A 22,822-nucleotide genomic window follows, 5' to 3' on the forward strand; every position below is an offset into this window, starting at 1 on the left:
CGCCCGGTCATCTCTCATCCAGAACGGAAACACCCCCGTGCTCGCTCGTCTCCGCCGCGTGCCCTTCGCGGCGCAGGTCCTCCTCGCCCTGGTCGTGGGCGTCGCCCTCGGCTTCGTCGCCCGTGAGATCGGTCCCGTCGCCGACGGCTCGCCCAACTGGCTCACCAGCACCCTCCAGACCATCGGCGGCACCTTCGTCACGCTGCTGAAGACCCTCGTCCCGCCGCTGATCGTCACCGCGGTGATCGTCAGCATCGCGAACCTCAAGCAGGTCTCCAACGCCGCGAGGCTCGCCGCCCAGACGCTGCTCTGGTTCGCGATCACCGCGCTGATCGCCGTCGCCATCGGGATCGGGCTCGGCCTGCTCACCCAGCCCGGCCGCAACAGCTCGGTCGACGCCGCGGCGCAGGCCGACCCCGGCCGCACCGGCTCCTGGTTCGACTTCCTCAACGGCATCGTCCCCGGCAACATCCTGGGCCTGCAGGGCTCCGCGGAGGGTGCCCTGTCGTTCAACGTCCTCCAGCTGATCGTCATCGCCGCCGTCATCGGCATCGCGGTGCTCAAGGTCGGCGAGGCAGCCGAGCCCTTCCTCGGCGTCGTCCGATCGGCGCTCGCCGTCGTCCAGAAGGTGCTGTGGTGGGTCATCCTCCTGGCGCCGCTGGGCACCGTCGGCCTGATCGGCAACGCCGTCGCCAGCTACGGCTGGGAGTCCCTGGGCTCGCTCGGCGTCTTCGCCGGGGCCGTCTACGCGGGTCTGGCGATCGTGCTCTTCGTCGTCTACCCGGTGCTCCTGCGCGCCCACGGCCTCTCGCCGCTGCGCTGGTTCGCGGGCGCCTGGCCGGCGATCCAGCTGGCCTTCGTCTCGCGCTCCTCGATCGGCACGCTGCCGGTGACCGAGCGGGTGACCGAGCAGAACCTCGGCGTCCCGCGGTCCTACGCCTCGTTCGCCGTCCCGCTGGGCGCGACGACGAAGATGGACGGCTGCGCGGCGATCTACCCCGCGCTCGCGGCGATCTTCGTCGCCCAGTTCTTCGGGGTGGACCTGGGCCTCACCGACTACCTGCTCATCGCCCTGGTGTCGGTCATCGGCTCGGCCGCCACCGCGGGCGTCACCGGCGCGGTGGTCATGCTGACCCTCACGCTCTCCACCCTCGGCCTGCCCCTGGCCGGCGTGGGCCTGCTGCTGGCCGTCGACCCGATCCTCGACATGGGGCGCACCGCGGTCAACGTCGCCGGTCAGGCGCTGGTGCCCACGATCGTGGCCCGGCGGGAGGGCATCCTCGACCTCGAGCGCTACCGCTCGACGAGGACGGTCGACCCGCTGGCCCCGGCCGAGGAGCGCGGCGGCGTCGACGCCGACCTGCGGGAGCCCGCGACCGCCTGAGAACACTCCTGCACGGGCCCGGACCTCCCAGGAGGTCCGGGCCCGTCGCTCATCCCTCGGTCAGGTCCGCGCAGCCGGACTCGTGCGGCAGCAGCGGCCGCAGCTGCGCCGACCACCGCGACCCGTCGTCCCCGACCCACGGGGTGGCCGAGCTGCCCTCCGCCGCCGCCTCGAGCACCGCCTGCGCCTGCTCGCCGGTGGCCGTCACGCAGGTGATGCCCGGCCCGATCGGCTCGCCCGGGAGCTCCGGCCCCGGCCACGGCAGCTCCGGCTGGGCCGGGTCCACGTCGACGTAGGGGCTCACCACCGCCGCGACGGCGTCGGGCTGGTACGGCTCGGGGCCGGACACCCGGTCGGCACCCAGCGCGGCGACCGGGTCGCGCAGCGCCTCGGCGAGCTCCGCGAGCCGGGCGCGCGCGGCCGCCTGCTCCTCGGTGATCCCGGTGTCGAACCCGGTCGGCAGCCCGCCGTCCGGCTCCCGCTCGGGCCCCACGCCGAGGGCGTACACCTCGCGGGTGACCGTCTCCCCGCCGGTGCGGACGGTGAACCGGGTGCTGGTCACGTCCGCGACCGGCGGGCTGCCGAGGTCGCCGGTCTCGGTGACACCGGCGGCCACCGCCCGGTCGACGAGGTCGCGCACCCCGCCGTCCCCGAGCCGGTACACCTGCAGGTTGGGCAGCGCCGGGGCGGGCCAGATGGCGATGACCGGCCCGTCGGTGATGAGCCGGCCGTCGGCGTAGAGGGTCGCCGACGGCAGTCGGCCGGCCAGCATGGCCGGCGTGGTGAAGCCACCGACCTCGCTCACCTGCAGCACGACGGTGGCGTCCTCCTCCGCGGGGGACGGCGACGGATCGGCGGCGGGCGCACCGCCGGCGCCACCGCCCGCGGCGTCGGCGCAGGCGCTCAGGAGCAGGGCCAGGACCAGCAAGGTGACGGCGCGCAGGGGACGGGTGCTCATACCGCGTACGACGGGTAGGGGCGCCCGGGAGGTTCCGCGTGGGGGTTCACGCCGGGAGGCTCTGGAGGACCTCGGCCGCCGGTCGAACAGGTGGCCCTGCCCGTAGCGGACCCCGCGGGTGACCAGGGCATTGCGCTCGGCGGCGTGCTCGACGCCCTCGGCGGCCGCGTAGTCGTCGACCGCTCGGTGAAGAGCCAGACCCACGCGACCTCCGTGCCCAGGCGGGCGCGAGCGGCGTCAGGAGCCAGTGCACCCAGTCGCCGGCGGTGGTCTGCTCACGGGCGGCACCCGCCCATTCTCCATCGGTGCGCCCCGTGCCAGCGCGAGATCGGCCCGCCCATCCCCGTGACTGCCGACGGCGGCGCCGGCGCGGGCCGGTACCGTCGGCGCCCGTGCGTCTGGTCATCGCCCGCTGCTCCGTCGACTACGTCGGCCGGCTCACCGCCCACCTGCCCATGGCGACCCGCCTCCTCCTGGTCAAGGCCGACGGCTCGGTGTCGGTGCACGCCGACGACCGCGCCTACAAGCCGCTGAACTGGATGAGCCCGCCGTGCCGGCTGGACGAGGCGCTCTCCGACGGCGCGGGCACCTGGACGGTGACGAACAAGGCGGGCGAGCAGCTGATCATCAGCATCGACGAGGTGCTGCACGACCACGCCCAGGAGCTCGGCGTCGACCCCGGGCTGCAGAAGGACGGCGTCGAGGCCGAGCTGCAGCGGCTGCTGGCACTGCACGTGGAGACCTTCGGGCAGGGCTGGACCCTGGTGCGGCGGGAGTACCCGACGGCGATCGGCCCGGTGGACCTGCTCTGCCGGGACGCCGACGGCGGGGTCGTCGCGGTGGAGGTCAAGCGGCGGGGCGAGATCGACGGCGTCGAGCAGCTCACCCGCTACCTGGACCTGCTCAACCGCGACCCGCTGCTGGCCCCGGTGAAGGGCGTCTTCGCCGCGCAGGAGATCAAGCCGCAGGCGCGCGTGCTGGCGCAGGACCGGGGGATCGACTGCGTCACCGTGGACTACGCCGTCCTCAAGGGCACCGACGACCCCTCCCAGCGGCTGTTCTGACCGGGGCCCCTCCGCCCCCACCGAGCCGGAGCAGAGGGGCCGGGGAGCGCTGGTCGTCGTGATGAGAGACTTCCCGCGATCACCGGCGATGGGAGACGGCAACGTGGCCAGGGAACTGAACGAGGTCGGCGTCGTGGGGCTGGGCACCATGGGTGCCGGCATCACCGAGGTGCTGGCACGGGCGGGGCTGTCGGTCACCGCCGTCGAGGTCACCGACGAGGCGCTCGAGCGCGGTCGCGGGCACCTGGAGCAGTCGACCGACCGGGCGGTCGCCCGCGGCAAGCTCGACCCGGCCGACCGCGACGCCATCTTCGAGCGCATCCGCTTCTCCACCTCGCTGGAGGACCTCGCGACCGCGGAGCTGGTGATCGAGGCCATCCCCGAGCGCATGGAGCTCAAGGCCGACACCTTCGCCAAGCTGGACAAGATCTGCCCGCCGGACACGATCCTGGCGACCAACACGTCCAGCCTCTCGGTGACCGAGCTCTCGGTGGTCACCGGCCGGCCGAGCAAGGTCATCGGGATGCACTTCTTCAACCCTGCCCCGGTGATGAAGCTCGTCGAGGTCGTCCGCACCGTGGTCACCGAGCCCGAGGTCGTCGAGACCGTCGAGGCGCTGGCCGAGCGACTGGGCAAGGTCGACGTCACCATCGGCGACAAGGCCGGGTTCATCGCCAACGCGCTGCTGTTCGGCTACCTCAACCACGCGGTCTCGATGTACGAGAACCGCTACGCCTCCCGCGAGGACATCGACGCCGCGATGCGCCTGGGCTGCGGGCTCCCCATGGGGCCGCTCTCGCTCATGGACCTGATCGGCATCGACACCGCCTACGAGATCCTCGACACGATGTACAAGCAGTCGCGGAACCGGCTGCACGCGCCCAGCCCGGTCATCAAGCAGATGATGACCGCGGGGCTGCTGGGCCGGAAGTCCGGTCGCGGCTTCTACACCTACGCAGAGCCCGGTTCGGCCGAGGTCGTCGCGGACGCGCAGACCCCGACGCCGGGCGGCGCCGCTGCGGGCGCCCGCGACGTGCGGACCGTAGGCGTCGTCGGCTCGGGCACGATGGCCACCGGCATCATCGAGGTCGTCGCCAAGGGCGGCTACGACGTGCGCTTCGTCGCCCGCTCGCCCGAGAAGGTCGAGGGCGTCACGAAGGCGCTCACCAAGTCCCTGGACAAGCAGGTCGTGCGCGGCCGCCTCGAGGAGGCGGCCAAGGAGGAGATCCTCGGCCGGGTCACCGGGACGACGTCGCTGGACGACCTCGCCGACCGCGACCTGGTCATCGAGGCCGTGATCGAGTCGCTGCCGGTGAAGGAGGCGCTCTTCGCCAACCTCGGCGAGATCGCCAAGCCCGGCGCGGTGCTCGCCACCACCACCTCGAGCCTGCCGGTCATCGAGTGCGCCAAGGCCAGCGGCCGCCCGGCCGACGTGGTGGGCATGCACTTCTTCAACCCCGCGCAGGTCATGAAGCTGGTCGAGGTGGTCTCGACGATCTCCACCGCTCCCGACGCGGCCGCGACGATCCACGCGGTGTCGGCGAAGCTCGGCAAGCACGCCGTCTCCTGCACCGACCGCGCCGGGTTCATCGTGAACGCGCTGCTCTTCCCGTACCTGAACGACGCGGTGAAGATGCTGGAGGCGCACTACGCCACCGCCGACGACATCGACGCCGCCATGAAGGTCGGCTGCGGTTACCCGATGGGTCCCTTCGAGCTGCTGGACGTCGTCGGCCTCGACGTCTCGCTCGCGATCGAGCGGGAGCTCTACACCGAGTTCCGGGAGCCCGGGTTCGCGCCGGCGCCCCTGCTGGAGCACCTGGTCACCGCCGGATACCTCGGCCGCAAGACCGGTCGCGGGTTCCGGGACTACGCCGCCCGCTGACGGGTGCCCCGTCGCCGTCCACGGACCGGGTCGCGTCCTCCGGGACGCGACCCGGTCCGTCGTTCCGAGCAGGTCGAGGAGGCCTCCGACGGCGACTGGGTCGTCCGGGCCATCACCGGCGCCGCCACCGGGAAGTCCTACCGCTGCCCGGGCTGCGACCAGGAGATCCGCCCCGGCACGCCGCACGTGGTGACCTGGCCCGCCTTCGTCCGGGACTCCGACCTCGAGCCCTGGGACGTCGACTCGGCGGCCGACCGGCGCCGGCACTGGCACACGGCCTGCTGGCGCTCCCGCACCCGCCGCCGCTGAAGAAGGACCCCCCCACGCTCGCGAGCTCGGCGCGGGCCCCTGCAGCGAGGCCGTTCCATCAGGTCACGAGCTCGGCCGAGACCACCACGTTGTCGAGGTAGCTCCCCGCCGCCGCGTCGAACGCGCCGCCGCAGGTGATCAACCGGAGCTCCGCGGCCGGGGTCGGCGCGTAGACGGTCGTCCCCGGGAAGGCCGCCTTGGCGTACCGCTCGGTGGCGGTGACGCGGAAGCGGGCCACGCTGCCGTCGGCCCGGTCGACGAGCACCTCGTCGCCGGGGGAGAGCCCGGCGAGCGCGCCCAGCGCCCCCGCGCGCCCGCCGCCGTCCACGTGCCCGGCGAGGACCGCGGGACCGGGGGAGCCCGGGACGGGGCCGCCGGTGAACCAGCCGACCCTCGAGGGGTCCGCCGGCGGGACGAGGGCGCCCGCGTCGTCGAGGCCGGCGCCGACCACGGGCGCCTCGATGCCCGCGGCGGGGACGCGCAGGCGCACGGGAGCGGCGGTCGGCAGCCGCTCGACGGCGAGCCGCGGGGCCGCCGTCGCGACGGCGACCGCGCGGGGCAGCCAGCCGGTGAGGAGCCCGGCCGGGCCGCCCCCGGCCTCCACCGCACCCACGGGCCGGACGGCGGGCCCCGAGGCGTCGGCCACCACCCGCAGCTCCACGCCGCCCCCGGGGCGCTCCAGGGCGAGCACCGTGCGCACCGAGCCGGCGGGCAGGTCGAGCTCGGCCTCGTCGCCGGTCGTCGGCACGAGGGCTCGGTAGCGACCGCCGGGGACGGTCACGGCGGGGCCGGCGCCGGGCGAGGCGAGCCCGGCCGAGAGCCGCGGCCCACCGGGCACCAGGACGTCGAGCGGGCCGGCGGCGGGTGCGGCCGCGAGCACCCGGACGCGGGCCTCCCCGGCCGGTGGGGCGCTCAGGTCGTCCTCGACCGGTTGCAGGGCGAGGTCGGCGAAGGCGCCGGCGAGCACGACGGTCCGCGCCTGCCCGGGGGAGAGGTCGAGGCGTGTGGAGAGCACCGGCGGGGTGGACGCCGGTGCGCCGGCGGCCCGGATGCTGACCGCGTAGGCGCCCGAGGGCAGCTGCGTGTACGCGTCCACCTCGCCGTACCGCAGCCCGGGCGCGACCACCGGGCCCGGGTCGGTGAGGACCTCCCCGGGCGGCGCGGCGGGGGTCAGCGCGACATCCACCGCGGGAGTGTCGGGGGAGAGGTGGGCGACCCGCAGCAGCCCCTCGCCGGGCTCCTCGGCCGCGGCGCGTACCGGCGCGGCGAGGAGGCCCAGCAGCAGCGCGAGGGTCAGGGCCACGACGGGCCAGAGCCCGCGCCGGCCCCCCGGGCTCAGGAGCGGCCCACCGGCTCGTCCACCGACTCCGTCGTCGACTCGTCCTGCGCGGCCGGGGTTCCGCCCGTGGTGGGCCGCGGCGGCAGCGGCAGCGCCCGGGTGGTCGGCTCGGCGCGCTGGACCGCCGGGAAGGTGGCGGTCACCGGGTCGATGCGGGTGGGCTGGCGGGCCGCCGCGGCCTCGCCCTCGCCCCGGGCGACGGCCGGCTGCTGACCCGTCTGGGGGCCGGCGACCTGGGCGGGGGACTGATCAGCGGTCGCCTCCGGGCGGTCGGCCTGCGCGGCCGGAGCCGTCTGCGGGGCGGTCGTCGGCTGGGCCGGGGCCTGCTGCGGTGCCGCCTGCTGCGGCCGGTCGCCCGGCCGGGCGGGCTGCTGGGGAGCGGCCTCGGCGGTGCGCGCGGTCGGCTGCGGGCGGCGCTCGGCCTCGGCGTCGTCACGGGACTGCTGGGCCCGGTCGCCCAGGTCGGGCAGGCTGTCGAGCAGGCGGCGGGCCTGCACGAGCCGGCTGGTCAGCTCGTCGCGGACCTCGCGGATGGCCTCGGCGCGGGCCTCGGCGTCGGCGACCAGCTGCGCGGCGTGCTGCTCGGCGGCGGAGATCCGCTGGCGGGCGGCCTGGGTGGAGACGCGCTCGCGCTCCTCCTCGACCCGCGCGGCCTCGGCCCGGCGGGCGCGCTGCGCGATGTCGAAGTCCTCCTCGACCTTGGCGCGGCGGGCCTGGGACTCGGCGTCGAGCCGGGCGACCCGCTCCTGGGCCTTGGCGACCAGCTCGTCGGCCCGCTGCTGGGCCTTCTGCGCGATCTGCTCGGCGCTGTGCCGCGCCTCGGCGATCATCCGCTCGACCTCGGCCTGCCCGGCGGCGTGGCGCTCCAGCAGCGCCCGCTCCTCGGCGGCGGTCTGCTCGCGCACGGCCATCGCGTCGACCTCGGCGGCGCGGCGGATCTCGCCCGCCTCCTCCTCGGCCAGCTGCAGCATGTGCTGGATGCGCTCGCTGATGTTCTCGAACGTGGGAGCGGCGGCGCTGGCGGCCTTGCGGCGCAGCGACTCGATCTCGCCGTGGAGCGCCGAGAGCTGGCTGGCCAGGTCGCTGGAGCGGGCGACGGCGGCGTCGCGGTCGGCGAGCGCGATGCGGAAGTCCGCCTCCAGCCGCTCGATCGTGTCGGCGACCTGGCTGCGGTCGTACCCCCGCAGGACCACGTCGAACGAGTGCTGGGCCTCGTGCATCGGCATATCACGGCGGGGGTCGCTCATGGGTTCATCCTCGCAGAAGGGCAGGGGCACGTCATCGTCCTGGGCCTGGTGCGCCACAGGTGTCCCGGCGGCCCGGGTGACACGCCGGGTGACGCGCAGGGGGCCGGGCCGCAGCGCGGCCCGGCCCCAGGCGACCGGAACGGCCCCGTCCAGAGGCTCACCCCGAGCCTGCGAGGGGTGAGGGGGACGGGGTCCTTCGTCAGACCCCGCGGAAGCGGTTGATCGCGTCGATGTGCTTGGCGCGCTTCTCGGCGTCCTTGACCCCGAGCCCTTCCTGGGGGGCGAGGGTCAGGACGCCGACCTTGCCCTGGTGGGCGTTGCGGTGGACGTCGAGGGCGGCCTGGCCGACCTCCTCCATCGGGTAGACCTTCGACAGGGTGGGGTGGATGAGGCCCTTGTCGATGAGCCGGTTGGCCTCCCACGCCTCCTTGTAGTTGGCGAAGTGCGAGCTCAGGATCTTCTTGAGATTCATCCACAGGTACCGGTTGTCGTACTCGTGCATGTATCCCGTGGTCGAGGCGCAGGTGATGATCGTCCCGCCCTTCTTGGCCACGTAGACGCTGGCGCCGAAGGTCTCCCGGCCCGGGTGCTCGAAGACGATGTCGACGTCCTCACCACCGGTCAGCTCACGGATCCTCTTCCCGAAGCGCTGCCACTCCTTGGGGTCCTGGGTGTCGTCGTCCTTCCAGAACTGGTAGCCCTCGGCGGATCGGTCGATCACCAGCTCGGCGCCCATCTTCCGGACGATCTCGGCCTTCTCCGGGCTGCTGACCACGCACACCGGGATCGCGCCGCCGTTGAGCGCCATCTGGGTGGCGTAGGACCCCAGGCCGCCCGAGGCGCCCCAGATGAGCACGGTGTCGCCCTGCTTCATGTTGGCGCCGTTCTTGCTCACCAGCTGGCGGTAGGCGGTCGAGTTGACCAGGCCGGGGCTGGCGGCCTCCTCCCAGGAGAGGTGGGCGGGCTTGGGCATGAGCTGGTTGCTCTTGACCAGGGCCAGCTCGGCGAGACCGCCGAAGTTGGTCTCGAAGCCCCAGATGCGCTGCTGCGGGTCCATCATCGTGTCGTCGTGGCCGGCCGGGTCCTCGAGCTCCACGGAGAGGCAGTGCGCGACGACCTCGTCGCCCGGCTTCCACTTGTTCACGCCGGGGCCCACGCGCAGGACGACGCCGGCCAGGTCGGAGCCGACCACGTGGTAGGGCAGGTCGTGCCGCTTGGTGAGCTCGGAGACGCGGCCGTAGCGCTCGAGGAAGCCGAAGGTGGAGACCGGCTCGAAGATCGACGTCCAGACGGTGTTGTAGTTCACCGAGGACGCCATGACGGCCACGATCGCCTCGCCCGGGCCGAGCTCCGGGGTGGCGACCTCCTCGACGTGGAGGGACTTGCGCGGGTCCTTCTCCTTCGTGGTCAGGCCCACGAACATGTCCTGCTCGTCCTTGCGGACCAGCACGGCGCGGTAGGACTCCGGCACGGCCAGGCCGCCGAGGGCGTCCAGCTGGTCGGCGAGGATGGCGTCCCTGATCTCGTTCACGCGAACTCCTGGGTCATAGGTGGCCGTCGTCGGCCAGGCTCGGAGGGCGGTGCGGGTGCGGAGAGGTTACCGATGGGTAACCGGGCGGCTCGGGGTGGTCAGCGCGCGGAGGTCGGGGCCGGCTCGACGAGCTCGACGAGGACGCCGCCGGCGTCCTTGGGGTGGACGAAGTTCACGCGGCTGTCCGACGTGCCGCGCTTGGGCGTGTCGTAGAGCAGCCGCAGTCCGCGCTCGCGCAGCGTGGCGCTCACCGCCTCGACGTCGTCGACCCGGAAGGCCAGCTGCTGCAGGCCGGGGCCGGAGCGGCCGATGAACTTGGCGATGGTGGAGTCCGGGGTCAGCGGCGCGAGCAGCTGGATCCTGGTCTCGCCGGTGCCGACGGCGAGCATGGCCTCGCGCACGCCCTGCTCCTCGTTCGTCTCCTCGTGCACCGAGTGCACCCCGAAGGCGCGGGCGTAGAAGGCGATCGCCTCGTCCAGGTCGGGGACGGCGATGCCCACGTGGTCGATGGTCGTCAGCAGGCCCTCGGGCAGGCCGGGGCGGGCGGCGTCGTTGCTCACCCGACGCATATTGCCGCCAAGACGTCTGAGACGACAGGTCGATGTGGCGCGCCTCACCCCGGGGACGTGACCGCGGCCACTCGTCCGGCCCTGCCGCCGGTCCGGCGCCCGTCCTATCCTTCCCGGGAGGCCCGACGCCGCGCCGGTACCACCGTCGCGGTGCGTCCCGACAACGTGGTCGCCACCGGCGGCGGCCCGGCACTGGAGGCAGCATGTCCCGCTCGGTCATCGTCAGCGGCGCCCGCACCCCGATGGGGCGGCTCCTCGGCTCGCTCAAGGACTTCTCGGCGGCCGACCTCGGCGGTGTCGCCATCAAGGCCGCGCTCGAGCGCGCCGGCATCTCCGGCGACCAGGTCGACTACGTGATCATGGGTCAGGTCATCCAGGCCGGCGCCGGGCAGAACCCCGCCCGCCCGGCGGCGGTGGCCGGCGGCATCCCCATGTCGGTGCCGTCGCTGACCATCAACAAGGTCTGCCTCTCCGGCATGAACGCCATCGCGCTGGCCGACCAGCTCATCCGCGCCGGTGAGTACGACGTGGTCGTCGCCGGTGGCATGGAGTCGATGACGCAGGCCCCGCACCTGCTGGCGGGCTCCCGCACGGGCACCAAGTACGGCGACACGACGCTCATCGACTCGATGGCCCACGACGGCCTCTCGGACACCTTCGACCAGGTGGCGATGGGCGCGCTCACCGAGCAGGCGAACAGCCGCTACGACCTGACCCGCGAGGAGCAGGACGAGTTCGCCGCGGCGAGCCACCAGAAGGCCGCCCGCGCCGCGAAGGACGGCATCTTCGACGAGGAGATCACCCCCGTCCTCATCCCGCAGCGCAAGGGCGACCCGATCGAGTTCCGCGAGGACGAGGGCATCCGCCCGGACACCACCGCGGAGAGCCTCTCCAAGCTCAAGCCGGCCTTCGCGAAGGACGGCACGATCACGGCCGGCACCGCCTCGCAGATCTCCGACGGCGCCTGCGCGGTCGTGGTCATGAGCGCCGAGAAGGCCGCCGAGCTCGGTTGCACCGTGATCGCCGAGATCGGTGCGCACGGCGTCGTCGCCGGGCCGGACGCCACGCTGCAGAGCCAGCCGTCGCGGGCGATCCAGAAGGCCTGCGAGCGCGAGGGCATCGACCCGAAGTCCCTCGACCTGGTCGAGCTGAACGAGGCCTTCGCGGCCGTCGGCATCGTCTCGACCCGCGAGCTCGGCATCGACCCGGAGAAGGTGAACCCCAACGGTGGTGCCATCGCCCTGGGCCACCCGATCGGCATGAGCGGCGCCCGGATCGTCCTGGACCTCGCGCTGGAGCTGCGCCGCCGCGGTGGCGGCGTCGGCGCGGCCGCGCTCTGCGGTGGCGGTGGCCAGGGCGACGCGCTGATCCTGCACGTGCCCGCGAAGGCGTGACGACAGAGGGGACCGCGGTCCAGACGCCGGCTCCGGGCGCCCCTCGCGGGCGCCGCTCCCGGCGGTCCACCGACGTCCCGACCCTGGTCGAGCGCGCCCGCGAGGGCGACGCCCGGTCGGTGGCCCGGCTGATCTCCCTGGTGGAGGACGCGAGCCCTGCGCTGCGCGAGGTGGCCGCCGCGCTGACCCCGCACACCGGCCACGCGCAGGTCATCGGGCTCACCGGGTCCCCGGGCGTCGGCAAGTCGACGTCGACCACCGCGCTGGTCCGCGCGCTGCGGCAGGCCGGCAAGCGGGTCGGGGTCCTCGCCGTCGACCCGTCGTCCCCCTTCTCCGGGGGCGCGCTGCTCGGCGACCGCGTGCGCATGCAGGACCACGCCGGCGACAGCGGCGTCTTCATCCGCTCGATGGCCTCCCGCGGCCACCTCGGCGGGCTGTCGTGGGCCACCCCGCAGGCGCTGCGGGTCCTCGACGCGGCCGGCTGCGACGTCGTGCTCGTCGAGACCGTGGGCGTCGGCCAGTCCGAGCTGGAGATCGCCTCGCTCGCCGACACCACGCTCGTGCTCGTCGCGCCGGGCATGGGCGACGGCATCCAGGCCGCGAAGGCCGGCATCCTCGAGGTCGCCGACGTCTTCGTGGTGAACAAGGCCGACCGGGACGGCGCGGACCAGACCGTCCGCGACCTGCGCTACATGCTCTCCCTCGGCGGGCGGCACTCCGAGGCCGGGCACTGGCGCCCGCCGATCTGCCGCACGGTGGCCGCCCGCGACACCGACAACGGCATCGACGAGGTCCTGGTGAGGATCGAGGAGCACCGGCAGTGGCTGGAGTCCTCGGGCGAGGGGCACCGCCGGCGCAGCGAGCGGGCCGCCCGCGAGATCGAGGCGATCGCGCTGGCCACCCTGCGGGAGCGGATGGGCGACGTGCGCGGCTCGGCGGCGCTCGGCGCCCTGGCCGACGCGGTGGTCGGCGGCGGGACCGACCCGTACCGCGCCGCGGACGAGCTGCTCGGCCAGCTGTAGCCGCTGACCGGGCGGCTCCGACGCGGGGCGGCCAGGATGGACGGGTGAACGGGAAGCCGGACGCCGTCGTCGTCGGAGCGGGACCCAACGGCCTGGCCGCGGCGCTCCGGCTGGCAGCCGCGGGCCTGCGGGTGCAGGTGGTGGACGCGGGCGAGCGCCCCGGCGGCGGCATGCGCACCGAGGAGCTCATGCGCCCGGGCTTCCACCACGACGTCTGCTCGACGGTGCAGCCGCTGGCCGTCGCGGCGCCCTTCTTCCGCGAGTTCGACCTGCCGTCGCGCGGGGTGCGCCTCGTGCACCCGGAGGTCAACTACGCCCACCCCCTGGACGGCGGGCGGGCGGCGGTCTCGCACCGCTCCCTGGAGGAGACCGCAGCCGGCCTCGGCGTGGACGCGGCGGCCTACCGGCGGCTGTTCGAGCCGCTGGTGGAGCACGGCACCGACGTCGTCGACTTCTTCCTCACCAGCCGGCTGCGGAGCCTGCCGACCCGCAGCGTGCCGCAGATCGCGCGGTTCGGGCTGACCGGCCTGCCGAACGTGAGCTGGCTGGCGCACCGGTACTTCGAGACCGACGAGGGGCGAGCGCTGCTCGGGGGCGCCGCCGCCCACGGCATGCTCGACCTCAGCCAGCCGCTCACCTCGGCCCTGGGCATGCTGCTGACGATGCTGTCCCACCACGTCGGCTGGCCGCTGATCGAGGGTGGGTCGCAGCGGCTCGCCGACGCCATGGTGACGGCGCTCGAGGAGCAGGGCGGCGAGGTGGTCACCAGGCACCTGGTCACCGACCTGCGCGAGTTCGAGGACGTGCCCGCCGTCCTTCTGGACACCACCCCCGAGGCGTTCGTCCGCATGGCCGGCGACCGGGTGCACGAGGGCTACCGACGCTGGGTGCGGCGCTACCGGCACGGACCGGGGGTGTTCAAGATCGACTGGATCCTCTCGGAGCCGGTGCCGTGGACCAACCCCGACGTCCGGCGGGCCGGGACGATCCACGTCGCCGGCGACCTCGAGGAGACGATCGCGGGGGAGCGGGCGCCCAACGAGGGCCGGCTCACCGACCGCCCCTACGTGCTCGCCGTGCAGCCGACCGTGCCGGATCCCAGCCGTGCGCCCGAGGGCGGGCACATCTTCTGGGCCTACGTGCACGTGCCGCACGCCTCCGACGCCGACATGACGGAGGCGATCGAGCGGCAGGTGGAGCGGTTCGCACCCGGGTTCCGGGACACCGTCGTCGAGCGCGCCACCAAGACCGCCGTGCAGATGGAGCGGTGGAACCCCACCTACCGGGGCGGCGACATCTCCAACGGCCAGGCCACCCTGCGCCAGATGCTGGCCCGCCCGGTGCCGCGCTGGAACACCTACAAGACGCCGGTGCGCGGGGTGTACCTCGCGTCGTCGGCCACCCCGCCCGGGCCCGCCGTCCACGGGGCCTGCGGCGACAACGCCGCCCGCGTGGCGCTGCGCGAGGTGTTCGGCGTGCGGCACGTCCCGCCGCTGCGCCCACCGCTGCGCTGATCGAGGCAGCGGTGGGCCACAGCCGCCGGACCCCGCCACCGGCGGCCCCCAGGGGTCCGCCGCGTGGCTGCCCCGGTCGCCGACGGGTCCGTCGGGTGACTACTTGCGCACGGTGACCGTCGACTGCATCCACGGATGGATGAGGCACTCGAACTTGTGCACCCCGGGCTCCAGGTGCTCGACCACGTGGTGCCCGCCCGGTGGCACGCCGGTCTCGACGAAGCCGCGGGGAACGGACACCCCGGGCTGCACTTCCACGAGGTCGGCGCACTCGGCGACGGGGGTGAGTCCCAGCAGCGCGTTGACGTCGTCCACGCAGCCCCCGCCGAAGCGCTCGACCTCGGTGAAGGTGTGGAACTCCCCGCCGACGCCCACGACGTGCAGCGAATCGCCGTGGCGCACCGTGGTCCGGTCCGGGTGGAACCGCCACTTCCCGTGCTCGCCGTCGTCGAGCAGTTCCTCGACGAACTCGTCGAACGTGGTGTCGCCGTCACCGACGCAGGTGCCTGGTCCCACCGCCTCGTCGAAGCTGGCCGGGTCGCAGTCGTCCTGCGCTTCGATCACTTCCACGTGGCCGCCGCCGTGGCCGCCGCCGTGGGCGCCTGCCGTCGCCGGTACCGCCAGCAGGCCCGCGGCGCTCAGAGCCACCGCGCCTGTCAACAGCTTGGACCTCATCGAAGCCTCCCGGGGTGGGTGTCCCCCCGCGGAGAGGAAACCTAGGGACTCGGCGTGCCCCTGGGCCGGGTCGCCGGCGCGGCGCGCGTCGCCGGTCTCGGCGATGCGGAGGGTCGCCACCGTGCGCAACCCTCGCGCACTGGCGGCGGTGACGGGGAGCCGTCGGGCCACGCCGGGATCCCCGCCCATCGAGCGGTACCGTGCGCCGCATGGTCCGACCGCTGGGGCTGCCGTTCGACCCGATCGAACGCGCCGGGGAGAGGTGGGAGGAGCACTTCGGCCCGTCGTCGGCGATGCGGGCGGCGACGTCGGTGTTCCGCGTCCAGCAGATCCTGCTCGCCCGCTTCGACGCGGTCCTGCGACCGCTGGAGCTGACCTTCGCCCGCTACGAGGTGCTCGTGCTCCTCACCTTCAGCCGGTCGGGGGAGCTGCCGCTGAAGGTGATCGGCAGCCGGCTGATGGTCCACCCGACCAGCGTCACGAACGCCATCGACCGGCTGGTGGCCGCCGGGTACGTCGACCGCCGCCCCAACCCCGCGGACGGCCGCGGTGTCCTCGCGGCGATCACCGCACGCGGCCGCGCCGTCGTGGAGGACGGGACGCGGGCGCTGACCGATCTCGAGTTCGGGCTGGGGGACCTCGCGGAGGAGGAGCACGAGGTGCTGTTCACGACGTTGCGCCGGGTACGGCTCGGGGCCGGGGACGTCGCGGACGACGCGCCGTGACGCTCGACACACGATAGTTGGACGTCCTAGCATCTCGGCATGAGCGACGACGCCCGGCAGCGGTGGCAGCAGCGGTACGACGCGGCGCTCGCCGCGGGGCGGGTCCGGGACGCGGACTTCACCACGCTCTCCGGCGTCGAGGTCGACCCGGTGTACGGCCCGGCCGACGAGAGCGCCGTCGAGGGGTTCGAGCGGATCGGCTACCCGGGGGAGTTCCCCTTCACCCGGGGGCTGCACGCCACCGGCTACCGCGGCCGGGCCTGGACCATCCGGCAGTTCGCGGGGTTCGGGAACGCCCAGCAGACCAACGAGCGCTACAAGATGATCCTGGCCGAGGGCGGCGGCGGCCTGTCCGTGGCCTTCGACATGCCCACGCTCATGGGCCGCGACTCCGACGACCCCCGCAGCCTCGGCGAGGTCGGGCACTGCGGCGTCGCCGTGGACTCCGCCGTCGACATGGACGCGCTCTTCGACGGCATCGACCTCGAGGCGACGACGACGTCGATGACCATCAGCGGCCCCGCCGTCCCGGTTTTCTGCATGTACCTGGTGGCCGCCGAGCGCCAGGGGGCCGACATCGGCCGGCTCAACGGCACGCTGCAGACCGACATCTTCAAGGAGTACATCGCGCAGAAGGAGTGGCTCTTCCCCCCGGAGCCGCACCTGCGCCTGATCGGCGACCTCATGGAGTACTGCGCCGAGCACATCCCGGCGTACAAGCCGATCAGCGTCTCGGGCTACCACATCCGCGAAGCCGGCTCGACCGCCGCGCAGGAGCTCGCCTACACGCTGGCCGACGGCTTCGCCTACGTGGAGCTGGGCCTGGACCGGGGGCTGGACATCGAGACCTTCGCGCCCGGCCTCTCCTTCTTCTTCGACGCGCACATCGACTTCTTCGAGGAAATCGCCAAGTTCCGGGCCGCCCGCCGCATCTGGGCGCGCTGGCTGCGCGACGTCTACGGCGCACGGACGGAGAAGGCTCAGCAACTGCGCTTCCACACCCAGACGGCGGGGGTGAGCCTGACCGCGCAGCAGCCGGACAACAACATCACCCGGACGGCGGTGGAGGCGCTCGCGGCCGTCCTCGGGGGCACGCAGTCGCTGCACACCAACGCCCTCGACGAGGTGCTCGCGCTGCCCAGCGCCAAGGCGGCGCAGATCGCGCTGCGCACCCAGCAGGTGATCGCCGAGGAGACCGGCGTCATGAACGTCGCCGACCCGCTCGGCGGGTCCTGGTACGTCGAGGCGCTCACCGACGACCTCGAGCGGCAGGCCGAGGAGATCTTCGCCCGCATCCGCGACATGGGCACCGACGGGACGATCACCTCGGGCATCCTGCGCGGCATCGAGGACGGCTGGTTCACCGGCGAGATCGCCGAGGCGGCGTTCGTCTACCAGCGGGCGCTGGAGAAGGGCGACAAGAAGGTGGTCGGCGTGAACACGCTCACCGGCTCCGTCGATGCCCACGACAAGCTGGACATCCTGCGGGTCAGCCACGAGGTGGAGGTCGAGCAGAAGGCCGAGCTGGCCGGCCGCCGGCGGCAGCGGGACGACGACGCCGCCCGCGCGGCCGTCGCGCGGATGGTCGAGGTGTCGCGGACGGAGGCGAACATGGTCCCCGCGATGCTCGACGCCGCGCGCGCGGAGGCGACGCTCGGCGAGATCTGCGACGCCCTGCGCGCCGAGTGGGGTGGCTACACCGAGCCCGCCCGGTTCTGACGAGCGGGGCCCGGAGCGTCCCCGAGGAAGAACCGGGGGCCGCTCCGCGAGGGTCGTCCCGCGGGGCCGGGCCGGAGTCTCCCCGCGTGGGGCGACGGGACGGCTCCACGCAGGTCCGGAGGGCACCTGGCCGCGGTCGGCGCCCGAAGGGCGACAATAGGTGCATGCAGCCCACCCGCCCCGGACGTCCCGACCCGCGCGCGCAGGCACAGCAGGCCCAGATGGCCGCCGCCATGGCCGGCGCCGTCGACCTCGCCGCCGTCAAGGCCCGCTCGGAGGCCGCGGCGCGCGCCCAGGCCGCCCCGCCGCCGAGCGCCGCCGCCCCGGCGGGCGCACCGGGCGGTGCGGTCGTCGACGTCACCGAGGCCACCTTCCAGGCCGAGGTGCTGGACCGGTCGTTCCAGGTGCCGGTCGTGCTCGACCTGTGGGCCGAGTGGTGCGGGCCGTGCAAGCAGCTCTCCCCGGTGCTCGAGCGGCTGGCCGTCGAGGGTGGCGGCTCCTGGGTGCTGGCGAAGGTCGACGTCGAGGCCAACCCGGCGCTGGCGCAGGGGCTGCGCGTCCAGGGGATCCCCGCCGTCAAGGCGGTGTGGCAGGGGCAGCTGGTCGCCGAGTTCACCGGCGCGATCCCCGAGGAGCAGGCCCGCCAGTTCGTCACCGAGCTGGTGCAGGCCACCACCGGGGGCGCGGTCCCCGGCGCCGAGGCGCAGGAGGAGGCGGAGGACCCGCGACTGGACGCCGCCGAGGCCGCCCTCGAGCGCGGAGACCTCGCCGCGGCCGAGGCCGCCTACGAGGCGATCCTGGCCGAGGAGCCCGAACACCCCGACGCCGGCATCGCGCTGCGCCAGGTGCAGCTGTTCCGCCGGGCCGAGGAAGCGGGCCCGGACGCGCTGGCCGCCGCTGACGCCGCGCCCGACGACGTCGCCGCGCAGACCCGGGCCGCCGACTTCCTCCTGGGCACCGGCAACATCGAGGCGGCCTTCGACCGGCTGCTCGACGTGGTCCGCCGCACCGGGGGCGAGGACCGGGACGCGGCGCGCAAGCACCTGGTCGAGCTCTTCGCCGTCGTCGGCGACGCCGACCCCCGCGTCGCGTCGGCCCGCCGTCAGCTCACCGCCGCGCTCTTCTGACGGCGGGGCTCAGCCCGCGATCCCGCAGGCCCCGCCGCCCTCCAGGAAGCCGGACCGGAAGGCGCCGACCAGCTCGAACCCCGAGGCGTCGGCGTCGGGGAAGACCTGCTCCTCGACGCCGTACCGCAGCAGGAACTGGACGGCCTCGTCGAGGTCGCCGGGGCTGATCTCGGCCTCGACGACGTCGACGAACTCGGCGTTGTACCACTGCGCCTGGTACCAGCCGGTGAGGCAGACCGCCGACCGGGTCGCCTCGGCGTCGTCGACCGAGAGCCCGGCCTGCTCCCGCACCGCCATCGCGTAGGGCAGCGCCATGGCGGTGGCCAGGGCGAAGTCGCCGATCTCGTCGTAGGCCGGCACTGCCAGGTCGCTCTCGCTGATGTAGACGGTGAGCTCCTCGGCGCAGTAGCCCAGGTCCCGGTCGCGGAGCCCGTCGCAGCCCGGCGCCCGGCCGTCGAACCCGGCGATCGCGGGCTCCTGGAACTCCTCGCCGAAGGCGGTGGGGAAGACCTCGCCCCAGAAGGCGGGCAGGGTGGCGCCGACCCAGTCGACGATGTCGGCGAACTCCGCGTTCCCCTGGTTGAGGTCCGTCGGGGTGAACTCGGCGGCGGTGAACAGCCGGTCCTCGCCGAAGGCGTCGCGGCAGACACCCAGGCCGCTCTCGAACCCGTCGTAGAACGCCGAGACCCGGTCGAAGTACGAGCCGTGCGCCTCGACGTCGTCGGGGTCGCTGCCCACGTCGTCGCGGAGCAGGAGGAACCCCCGGACGACGTCGTCGAGCTCCGGCTCGCGCAGCGAGAGGTGGTCCGCCTCCCCCTCGGCGACCCAGCGCGTCCACGCACCGGCCAGGCAGTCGGCCTGGGTCTCGTCCTGGATGCTCCGGCCGGACTCGGCGAACCCGAACCGCCCCTGCATCGCGTGCCCGAACTCGTGGGCCATGATCACCGGCACGAGGAAGCGGCCGTAGTCGTCGGAGAGCTCCTGCAGCAGCGCGCGGTCGTAGGCGATCACGTCGCAGACCGGGTCGTAGAAGGCGTTGCCGGCCACGTCCTCCGGCGCGGTGTACGAGCCCTCGCAGCCGATGCCGGTCTCCGGGTAGGCGCTCTCGTCGAGGTTCTCGGAGTCGACCGAGAAGTAGCCGCCCTCCAGCGGCGTGTACTCCCCGCCGAAGTACTCGGGGTAGGCCTGCGTCCAGAAGGTCTCGAGGTCGGCGAGGGCGTTGCGGGCGAACTGGTCGATCGGCTGCTCGCCCACCCCGGTGATCGGGAACTCGTCGGCGCCAGCGTCGGTCGGGGCACCGCCCGGGGGCATCGCCTGACCGCGCACCGTGCCGGTGGCGCAACCGGTGAGCACGAGCCCCGCGACGACCACAGGGGCCACCCGGTGCAGCAGCCGTCTCATCCGGTGCTTCCTCCAGGTGCCCTGTGCTCGCGCGTCCGGGAGGCCGCGCGAGCACAGCATGCCCCGTGACGTTCTGAAGGGTGGTCCTTCTACTCGTGCAGGAACCAGACGGTGCCCAGCGGGGGAGCGGCGATCGTCGCCGAGTAGGGCTGGCCGTGCCACGGCTCCGGCTCGGCCTCCACGCCGCCGTAGTTGCCGACGCCGGAGCCGCCGTAGCCCTCGGCGTCGGTGTTGAGCACCTCGCGCCACTGGCCCGGGCGGGGCAGCCCGATGCGGTACTCGTGGTGCGGGGCCCCGGAGAAGTTGACGACGCAGGCCAGCGCCGACCCCTGCGGCGGGCTCCCCGCCGTCTCCTCGCCACCGTCCCCGGCGGGGACGGTGCCCTGCGGCGCGGCCCCGTACCGCAGGAAGGAGAGCACATTGCCCGAGGCGTCGTTGGCGTCGATCCACTGGAACCCGGCCGGGTCGACGTCCTGGGACCAGAGGGCGTCGCACTCCTTGTACCGGCCGTTGAGGTCGGTGACCAGCTGCAGGATGCCGCGGTGCGCGGGGTCGTCGAGGTGCCACCAGTCCAGCGAGCGGCTCTCGGCCCACTCCGCGTCCTGCGCGAACTCCGACCCCATGAACAGCAGCTGCTTGCCCGGGTGGGCCCACATGTAGGCCAGGTAGGCGCGCAGGTTGGCCAGCTGCTGCCAGCGGTCGCCGGGCATCTTCCGCAGCATCGAGCCCTTGCCGTACACGACCTCGTCGTGGCTGATCGGCAGGACGTAGTTCTCGGTGTAGGCGTAGTGCATCGAGAACGTGAGCTGACCGTGGTGGTAGCTGCGGTAGATCGGCTCGCGCTCGACGTAGGCCAGCGAGTCGTGCATCCAGCCCATGTTCCACTTGAACCCGAAGCCCAGGCCGCCGAGGTGGGTGGGCCGGGTGACCCCCGGCCAGGCGGTGGACTCCTCGGCGATCGTCATGACGCCGGGGACCTCGCGGTAGACCGTCGCGTTGAACTCCTGCAGGAAGGCGACGGCCTCCAGGTTCTCCCGCCCGCCGTACTTGTTGGGCAGCCACTCGCTGCGGGAGTAGTCCAGGTAGAGCATCGAGGCCACCGCGTCGACGCGGATGCCGTCGACGTGGAACTCCTTGCACCAGTACAGGGCGTTGGCGACCAGGAAGTTGCGGACCTCGGACCGGCCGAAGTCGAAGACGAGGGTGCCCCAGTCCAGCTGCTCGCCCCGGCGCGGGTCACCGTGCTCGTAGAGCGGCGTGCCGTCGAAGCGGGCCAGCGCCCACTCGTCCTTGGGGAAGTGGGCGGGCACCCAGTCGACGATGACCCCGATGCCGGCCTGGTGCGCCCGGTCGATCAGGTAGCGCAGGTCGTCCGGGCTCCCGTAGCGGGACGTCGGCGCGTAGTACGAGGTGACCTGGTAGCCCCAGGAGCCGCCGAACGGGTGCTCGGCCAGCGGCATGAACTCGATGTGGGTGAACCCGGCGTCGCGGACGTAGTCGACGAGCTCGTCGGCCATCTCGCGGTAGGACAGCCCCTGCCGCCATGAGCCGGCGTGCACCTCGTAGACGCTCATCGGGCGCTGGTGCCAGCCGGCCTCCGCCCGCTGCTCGAGCCAGGTGTCGTCGGCCCACTCGTAGGTGGACTCGGTGACCACGGAGGCGTTCAGCGGCGGCACCTCGGTGGCGAAGGCGAGCGGGTCGGACTTCTCGCGCCAGGTGCCGTCCGCGCCGAGCACGTGGTACCGGTACCGCGTCCCGACCTGCACGCCCGGGATGAAGATCTCCCAGACGCCGGAGGACCCGAGCATGCGCATCGGGTAGGCCCGGGCCTGCCAGTAGTCGAAGTCGCCGGTGACCTTCACGCCCTGGGCGCTGGGTGCCCAGACGGCGAACGAGACGCCCTCGACCGTGCCGCGCGGCGTCTCGTAACGGCGGACGTGCGCGCCGAGCACCTCCCACAGCCGCTCGTGGCGTCCCTCGCGGATGAGGTGCTCGTCCAGGGACCCGAGCGTGGGCAGCCAGCGGAAGGGGTCGTCGACGGTGTGTGTGGTCGTCCCGCCCTCGCCGCCGCCGTAGACGACCTCGATCCGGTAGTCCCCGGGCTGCCGGGGGAGCACCGCCTCGTAGATGCCGCCGGCGTGCAGGGGCGCGGCCTCGTACCGGCTGCCGTCCTCGTCGAGGACGGCGACGCTGACGGCGTCCGGGCGCAGCGTCCGCACGGCCCAGCCCTCGGCGGTGCGGTGCGCGCCGAGGATCCGGTGCGGGTCGCGCGACCAGCCCTCGGCGATCGCCCGCAGGTCGTCCTCCGCGAACTCCTCGATCGCGGCATCCTCCGCGACGCCGGCGGTGGTGCCGCCCGCGGGGGAGCCGTCGTCGGAGGTTGCGCTGTCGGCAGGGGATGCGTCGGCCCTCGGGACCGGCGCCGCGGGCTCCGCGGAGCCGTCGGAGCCCGCCCGGTCCTCGGTCGGGGCCTGCGGGGTGGGCGGCGTCGCCGGGTCGGGGTCGGGCGCCTCCGGCTGACCGGCCGGCGCACCGGAGGGGGAGCCGGGCTCGGCGATCGGCGCGGGGGCGACCACCGGGTTGGCGGTCACCTCGGTCTCCTCGCTGCCCGGCTCCGGGGTGGCCTCGGTGGCCGTGGGCGCCGCGGCGACCTTCTTGGCGGTCGCCCGCTTCGCGGCGGCGGGCTTGCTGTCGCCGGAGGGCTCGCTGTCAGCGGCAGCCTTCGCCGGCGCAGCCTTCTTCGCCGGGGCGGCCTTCTTGGCGGCCGGGGCCTTCTTCGCCGGCGCAGCCTTCTTCGCCGCGGCCCGCTTGGTGCTCTTCCTGGCCGGCTCGGCGTTCACCGGCGGCTCGCTACCGGCGGCCGCCTCCGCCTGCGCCACCCGTTCCTCCACGGCGCGCTGCAGATCGTCCTTGCCGGCCACGGGGCTCTCGCCTCGGTCGTCGGTCGTCATGGTCTCGC

The 22,822-nt window shown here is 73.8% G+C and carries 18 protein-coding genes; 10 read left to right on the forward strand and 8 right to left on the reverse strand.

Translation table 11 applies throughout. The annotated features are described in order from the left end of the window. Nucleotides 1–37 precede the first annotated feature (37 nt). The gene (locus ACI792_RS08180; protein WP_456602153.1) at nucleotides 38–1,384 is read left to right on the forward strand and encodes a dicarboxylate/amino acid:cation symporter; all 1,347 of its coding nucleotides are present in this window, start codon (nucleotides 38–40) and stop codon (nucleotides 1,382–1,384) included. A 49-nt stretch (nucleotides 1,385–1,433) separates the two neighbouring features. Here ACI792_RS08180 and ACI792_RS08185 read toward each other — a convergent pair whose 3' ends face one another. After that, nucleotides 1,434–2,342 (reverse strand): hypothetical protein, encoded by a 909-nt coding sequence (locus ACI792_RS08185; protein ID WP_456602154.1) that lies wholly within the window; start codon nucleotides 2,340–2,342, stop codon nucleotides 1,434–1,436. A gap of 392 nt (nucleotides 2,343–2,734) precedes the next feature. Here ACI792_RS08185 and nucS point away from each other — a divergent pair, with 392 nt between their 5' ends. The 3 genes from nucS (at nucleotide 2,735) to ACI792_RS08200 (ending at nucleotide 5,600) form a co-directional block, all read left to right on the forward strand. After that, entirely contained in the window at nucleotides 2,735–3,406 is a 672-nt protein-coding gene (gene nucS, locus ACI792_RS08190; RefSeq protein WP_456602155.1) for an endonuclease NucS, read from the forward strand. A gap of 103 nt (nucleotides 3,407–3,509) precedes the next feature. Then, complete coding sequence (locus tag ACI792_RS08195; RefSeq protein ID WP_456602156.1) at nucleotides 3,510–5,291, forward strand: 3-hydroxyacyl-CoA dehydrogenase family protein; 1,782 nt, start codon at nucleotides 3,510–3,512, stop codon at nucleotides 5,289–5,291. A 3-nt stretch (nucleotides 5,292–5,294) separates the two neighbouring features. Beyond that, nucleotides 5,295–5,600, forward strand: coding sequence for a hypothetical protein (locus tag ACI792_RS08200; protein ID WP_456579145.1), 306 nt, complete (start codon nucleotides 5,295–5,297; stop codon nucleotides 5,598–5,600). Nucleotides 5,601–5,658: 58 nt separating this feature from the next. Here ACI792_RS08200 and ACI792_RS08205 read toward each other — a convergent pair whose 3' ends face one another. The 4 genes from ACI792_RS08205 to mce form a co-directional block, all read right to left on the reverse strand. Next, nucleotides 5,659–6,903 carry a class F sortase gene (locus ACI792_RS08205; protein ID WP_456602157.1) on the reverse strand — a complete coding sequence of 415 codons (1,245 nt, stop codon included), beginning with the start codon at nucleotides 6,901–6,903 and terminating at the stop codon, nucleotides 5,659–5,661. A gap of 32 nt (nucleotides 6,904–6,935) precedes the next feature. Then, entirely contained in the window at nucleotides 6,936–8,186 is a 1,251-nt protein-coding gene (locus ACI792_RS08210; RefSeq protein ID WP_456602158.1) for a hypothetical protein, read from the reverse strand. A 199-nt stretch (nucleotides 8,187–8,385) separates the two neighbouring features. Further along, entirely contained in the window at nucleotides 8,386–9,717 is a 1,332-nt protein-coding gene (ccrA, locus tag ACI792_RS08215; RefSeq protein WP_456602159.1) for a crotonyl-CoA carboxylase/reductase, read from the reverse strand. A 98-nt stretch (nucleotides 9,718–9,815) separates the two neighbouring features. Further along, nucleotides 9,816–10,286, reverse strand: coding sequence for a methylmalonyl-CoA epimerase (gene mce, locus ACI792_RS08220; RefSeq protein ID WP_456602160.1), 471 nt, complete (start codon nucleotides 10,284–10,286; stop codon nucleotides 9,816–9,818). A 203-nt stretch (nucleotides 10,287–10,489) separates the two neighbouring features. Here mce and ACI792_RS08225 point away from each other — a divergent pair, with 203 nt between their 5' ends. From ACI792_RS08225 to ACI792_RS08235, 3 genes are read left to right on the forward strand one after another with little or no spacing between them, the layout of a single operon-like run. After that, entirely contained in the window at nucleotides 10,490–11,680 is a 1,191-nt protein-coding gene (locus tag ACI792_RS08225; RefSeq protein ID WP_456602161.1) for an acetyl-CoA C-acetyltransferase, read from the forward strand. After that, nucleotides 11,677–12,702: a methylmalonyl Co-A mutase-associated GTPase MeaB gene (gene meaB / locus ACI792_RS08230; RefSeq protein WP_456579139.1), complete on the forward strand. Its 1,026-nt coding sequence runs from the start codon at nucleotides 11,677–11,679 to the stop codon at nucleotides 12,700–12,702. Before ACI792_RS08225 ends, meaB begins: the two co-directional genes overlap by 4 nt. A 44-nt stretch (nucleotides 12,703–12,746) precedes the next feature. Continuing rightward, nucleotides 12,747–14,216 carry a phytoene desaturase family protein gene (locus tag ACI792_RS08235; protein ID WP_456602162.1) on the forward strand — a complete coding sequence of 490 codons (1,470 nt, stop codon included), beginning with the start codon at nucleotides 12,747–12,749 and terminating at the stop codon, nucleotides 14,214–14,216. A gap of 99 nt (nucleotides 14,217–14,315) precedes the next feature. On the opposite strand, the gene ACI792_RS08240 is transcribed toward ACI792_RS08235, so the two are convergent. Continuing rightward, entirely contained in the window at nucleotides 14,316–14,891 is a 576-nt protein-coding gene (locus ACI792_RS08240) for a cupredoxin domain-containing protein (RefSeq protein WP_456602163.1), read from the reverse strand. Between the two features lie 209 nt (nucleotides 14,892–15,100). Between ACI792_RS08240 and ACI792_RS08245 the strand changes: the two genes are divergently transcribed. The 3 genes from ACI792_RS08245 (at nucleotide 15,101) to ACI792_RS08255 (ending at nucleotide 18,462) form a co-directional block, all read left to right on the forward strand. Further along, the gene (locus tag ACI792_RS08245; RefSeq protein ID WP_456602164.1) at nucleotides 15,101–15,616 is read left to right on the forward strand and encodes a MarR family winged helix-turn-helix transcriptional regulator; all 516 of its coding nucleotides are present in this window, start codon (nucleotides 15,101–15,103) and stop codon (nucleotides 15,614–15,616) included. 39 nt (nucleotides 15,617–15,655) lie between these two features. Then, complete coding sequence (locus ACI792_RS08250; RefSeq protein WP_456602165.1) at nucleotides 15,656–17,335, forward strand: acyl-CoA mutase large subunit family protein; 1,680 nt, start codon at nucleotides 15,656–15,658, stop codon at nucleotides 17,333–17,335. A gap of 164 nt (nucleotides 17,336–17,499) precedes the next feature. After that, on the forward strand, nucleotides 17,500–18,462 hold the full coding sequence (locus ACI792_RS08255) for a tetratricopeptide repeat protein (protein ID WP_456602166.1): 963 nt from the start codon (nucleotides 17,500–17,502) through the stop codon (nucleotides 18,460–18,462). A 9-nt stretch (nucleotides 18,463–18,471) separates the two neighbouring features. Here the strand turns inward: ACI792_RS08255 and ACI792_RS08260 are convergent, their stop codons facing one another. After that, entirely contained in the window at nucleotides 18,472–19,863 is a 1,392-nt protein-coding gene (locus ACI792_RS08260) for a neutral zinc metallopeptidase (protein ID WP_456602167.1), read from the reverse strand. A gap of 89 nt (nucleotides 19,864–19,952) precedes the next feature. Beyond that, nucleotides 19,953–22,814 (reverse strand): 1,4-alpha-glucan branching protein GlgB, encoded by a 2,862-nt coding sequence (gene glgB / locus ACI792_RS08265; RefSeq protein ID WP_456602168.1) that lies wholly within the window; start codon nucleotides 22,812–22,814, stop codon nucleotides 19,953–19,955. Nucleotides 22,815–22,822 lie beyond the last annotated feature (8 nt).

The organism is Blastococcus sp. SYSU DS0669, assembly GCF_054050895.1.

What these genes read in the sequence shown, in the direction of transcription:
- ACI792_RS08245 (WP_456602164.1), top strand. Translation starts at nt 15,101, where the DNA reads ATGGTCCGACCGCTGGGGCTGCCGTTCGACCCGATCGAACGCGCCGGG.
- mce (WP_456602160.1), bottom strand. Translation starts at nt 10,286, where the DNA reads ATGCGTCGGGTGAGCAACGACGCCGCCCGCCCCGGCCTGCCCGAGGGC.
- ACI792_RS08210 (WP_456602158.1), bottom strand. Translation starts at nt 8,186, where the DNA reads ATGAGCGACCCCCGCCGTGATATGCCGATGCACGAGGCCCAGCACTCG.
- ACI792_RS08255 (WP_456602166.1), top strand. Translation starts at nt 17,500, where the DNA reads ATGCAGCCCACCCGCCCCGGACGTCCCGACCCGCGCGCGCAGGCACAG.
- ACI792_RS08185 (WP_456602154.1), bottom strand. Translation starts at nt 2,342, where the DNA reads ATGAGCACCCGTCCCCTGCGCGCCGTCACCTTGCTGGTCCTGGCCCTG.
- ACI792_RS08225 (WP_456602161.1), top strand. Translation starts at nt 10,490, where the DNA reads ATGTCCCGCTCGGTCATCGTCAGCGGCGCCCGCACCCCGATGGGGCGG.
- ACI792_RS08260 (WP_456602167.1), bottom strand. Translation starts at nt 19,863, where the DNA reads ATGAGACGGCTGCTGCACCGGGTGGCCCCTGTGGTCGTCGCGGGGCTC.
- glgB (WP_456602168.1), bottom strand. Translation starts at nt 22,814, where the DNA reads ATGACGACCGACGACCGAGGCGAGAGCCCCGTGGCCGGCAAGGACGAT.
- ACI792_RS08250 (WP_456602165.1), top strand. Translation starts at nt 15,656, where the DNA reads ATGAGCGACGACGCCCGGCAGCGGTGGCAGCAGCGGTACGACGCGGCG.
- ACI792_RS08240 (WP_456602163.1), bottom strand. Translation starts at nt 14,891, where the DNA reads ATGAGGTCCAAGCTGTTGACAGGCGCGGTGGCTCTGAGCGCCGCGGGC.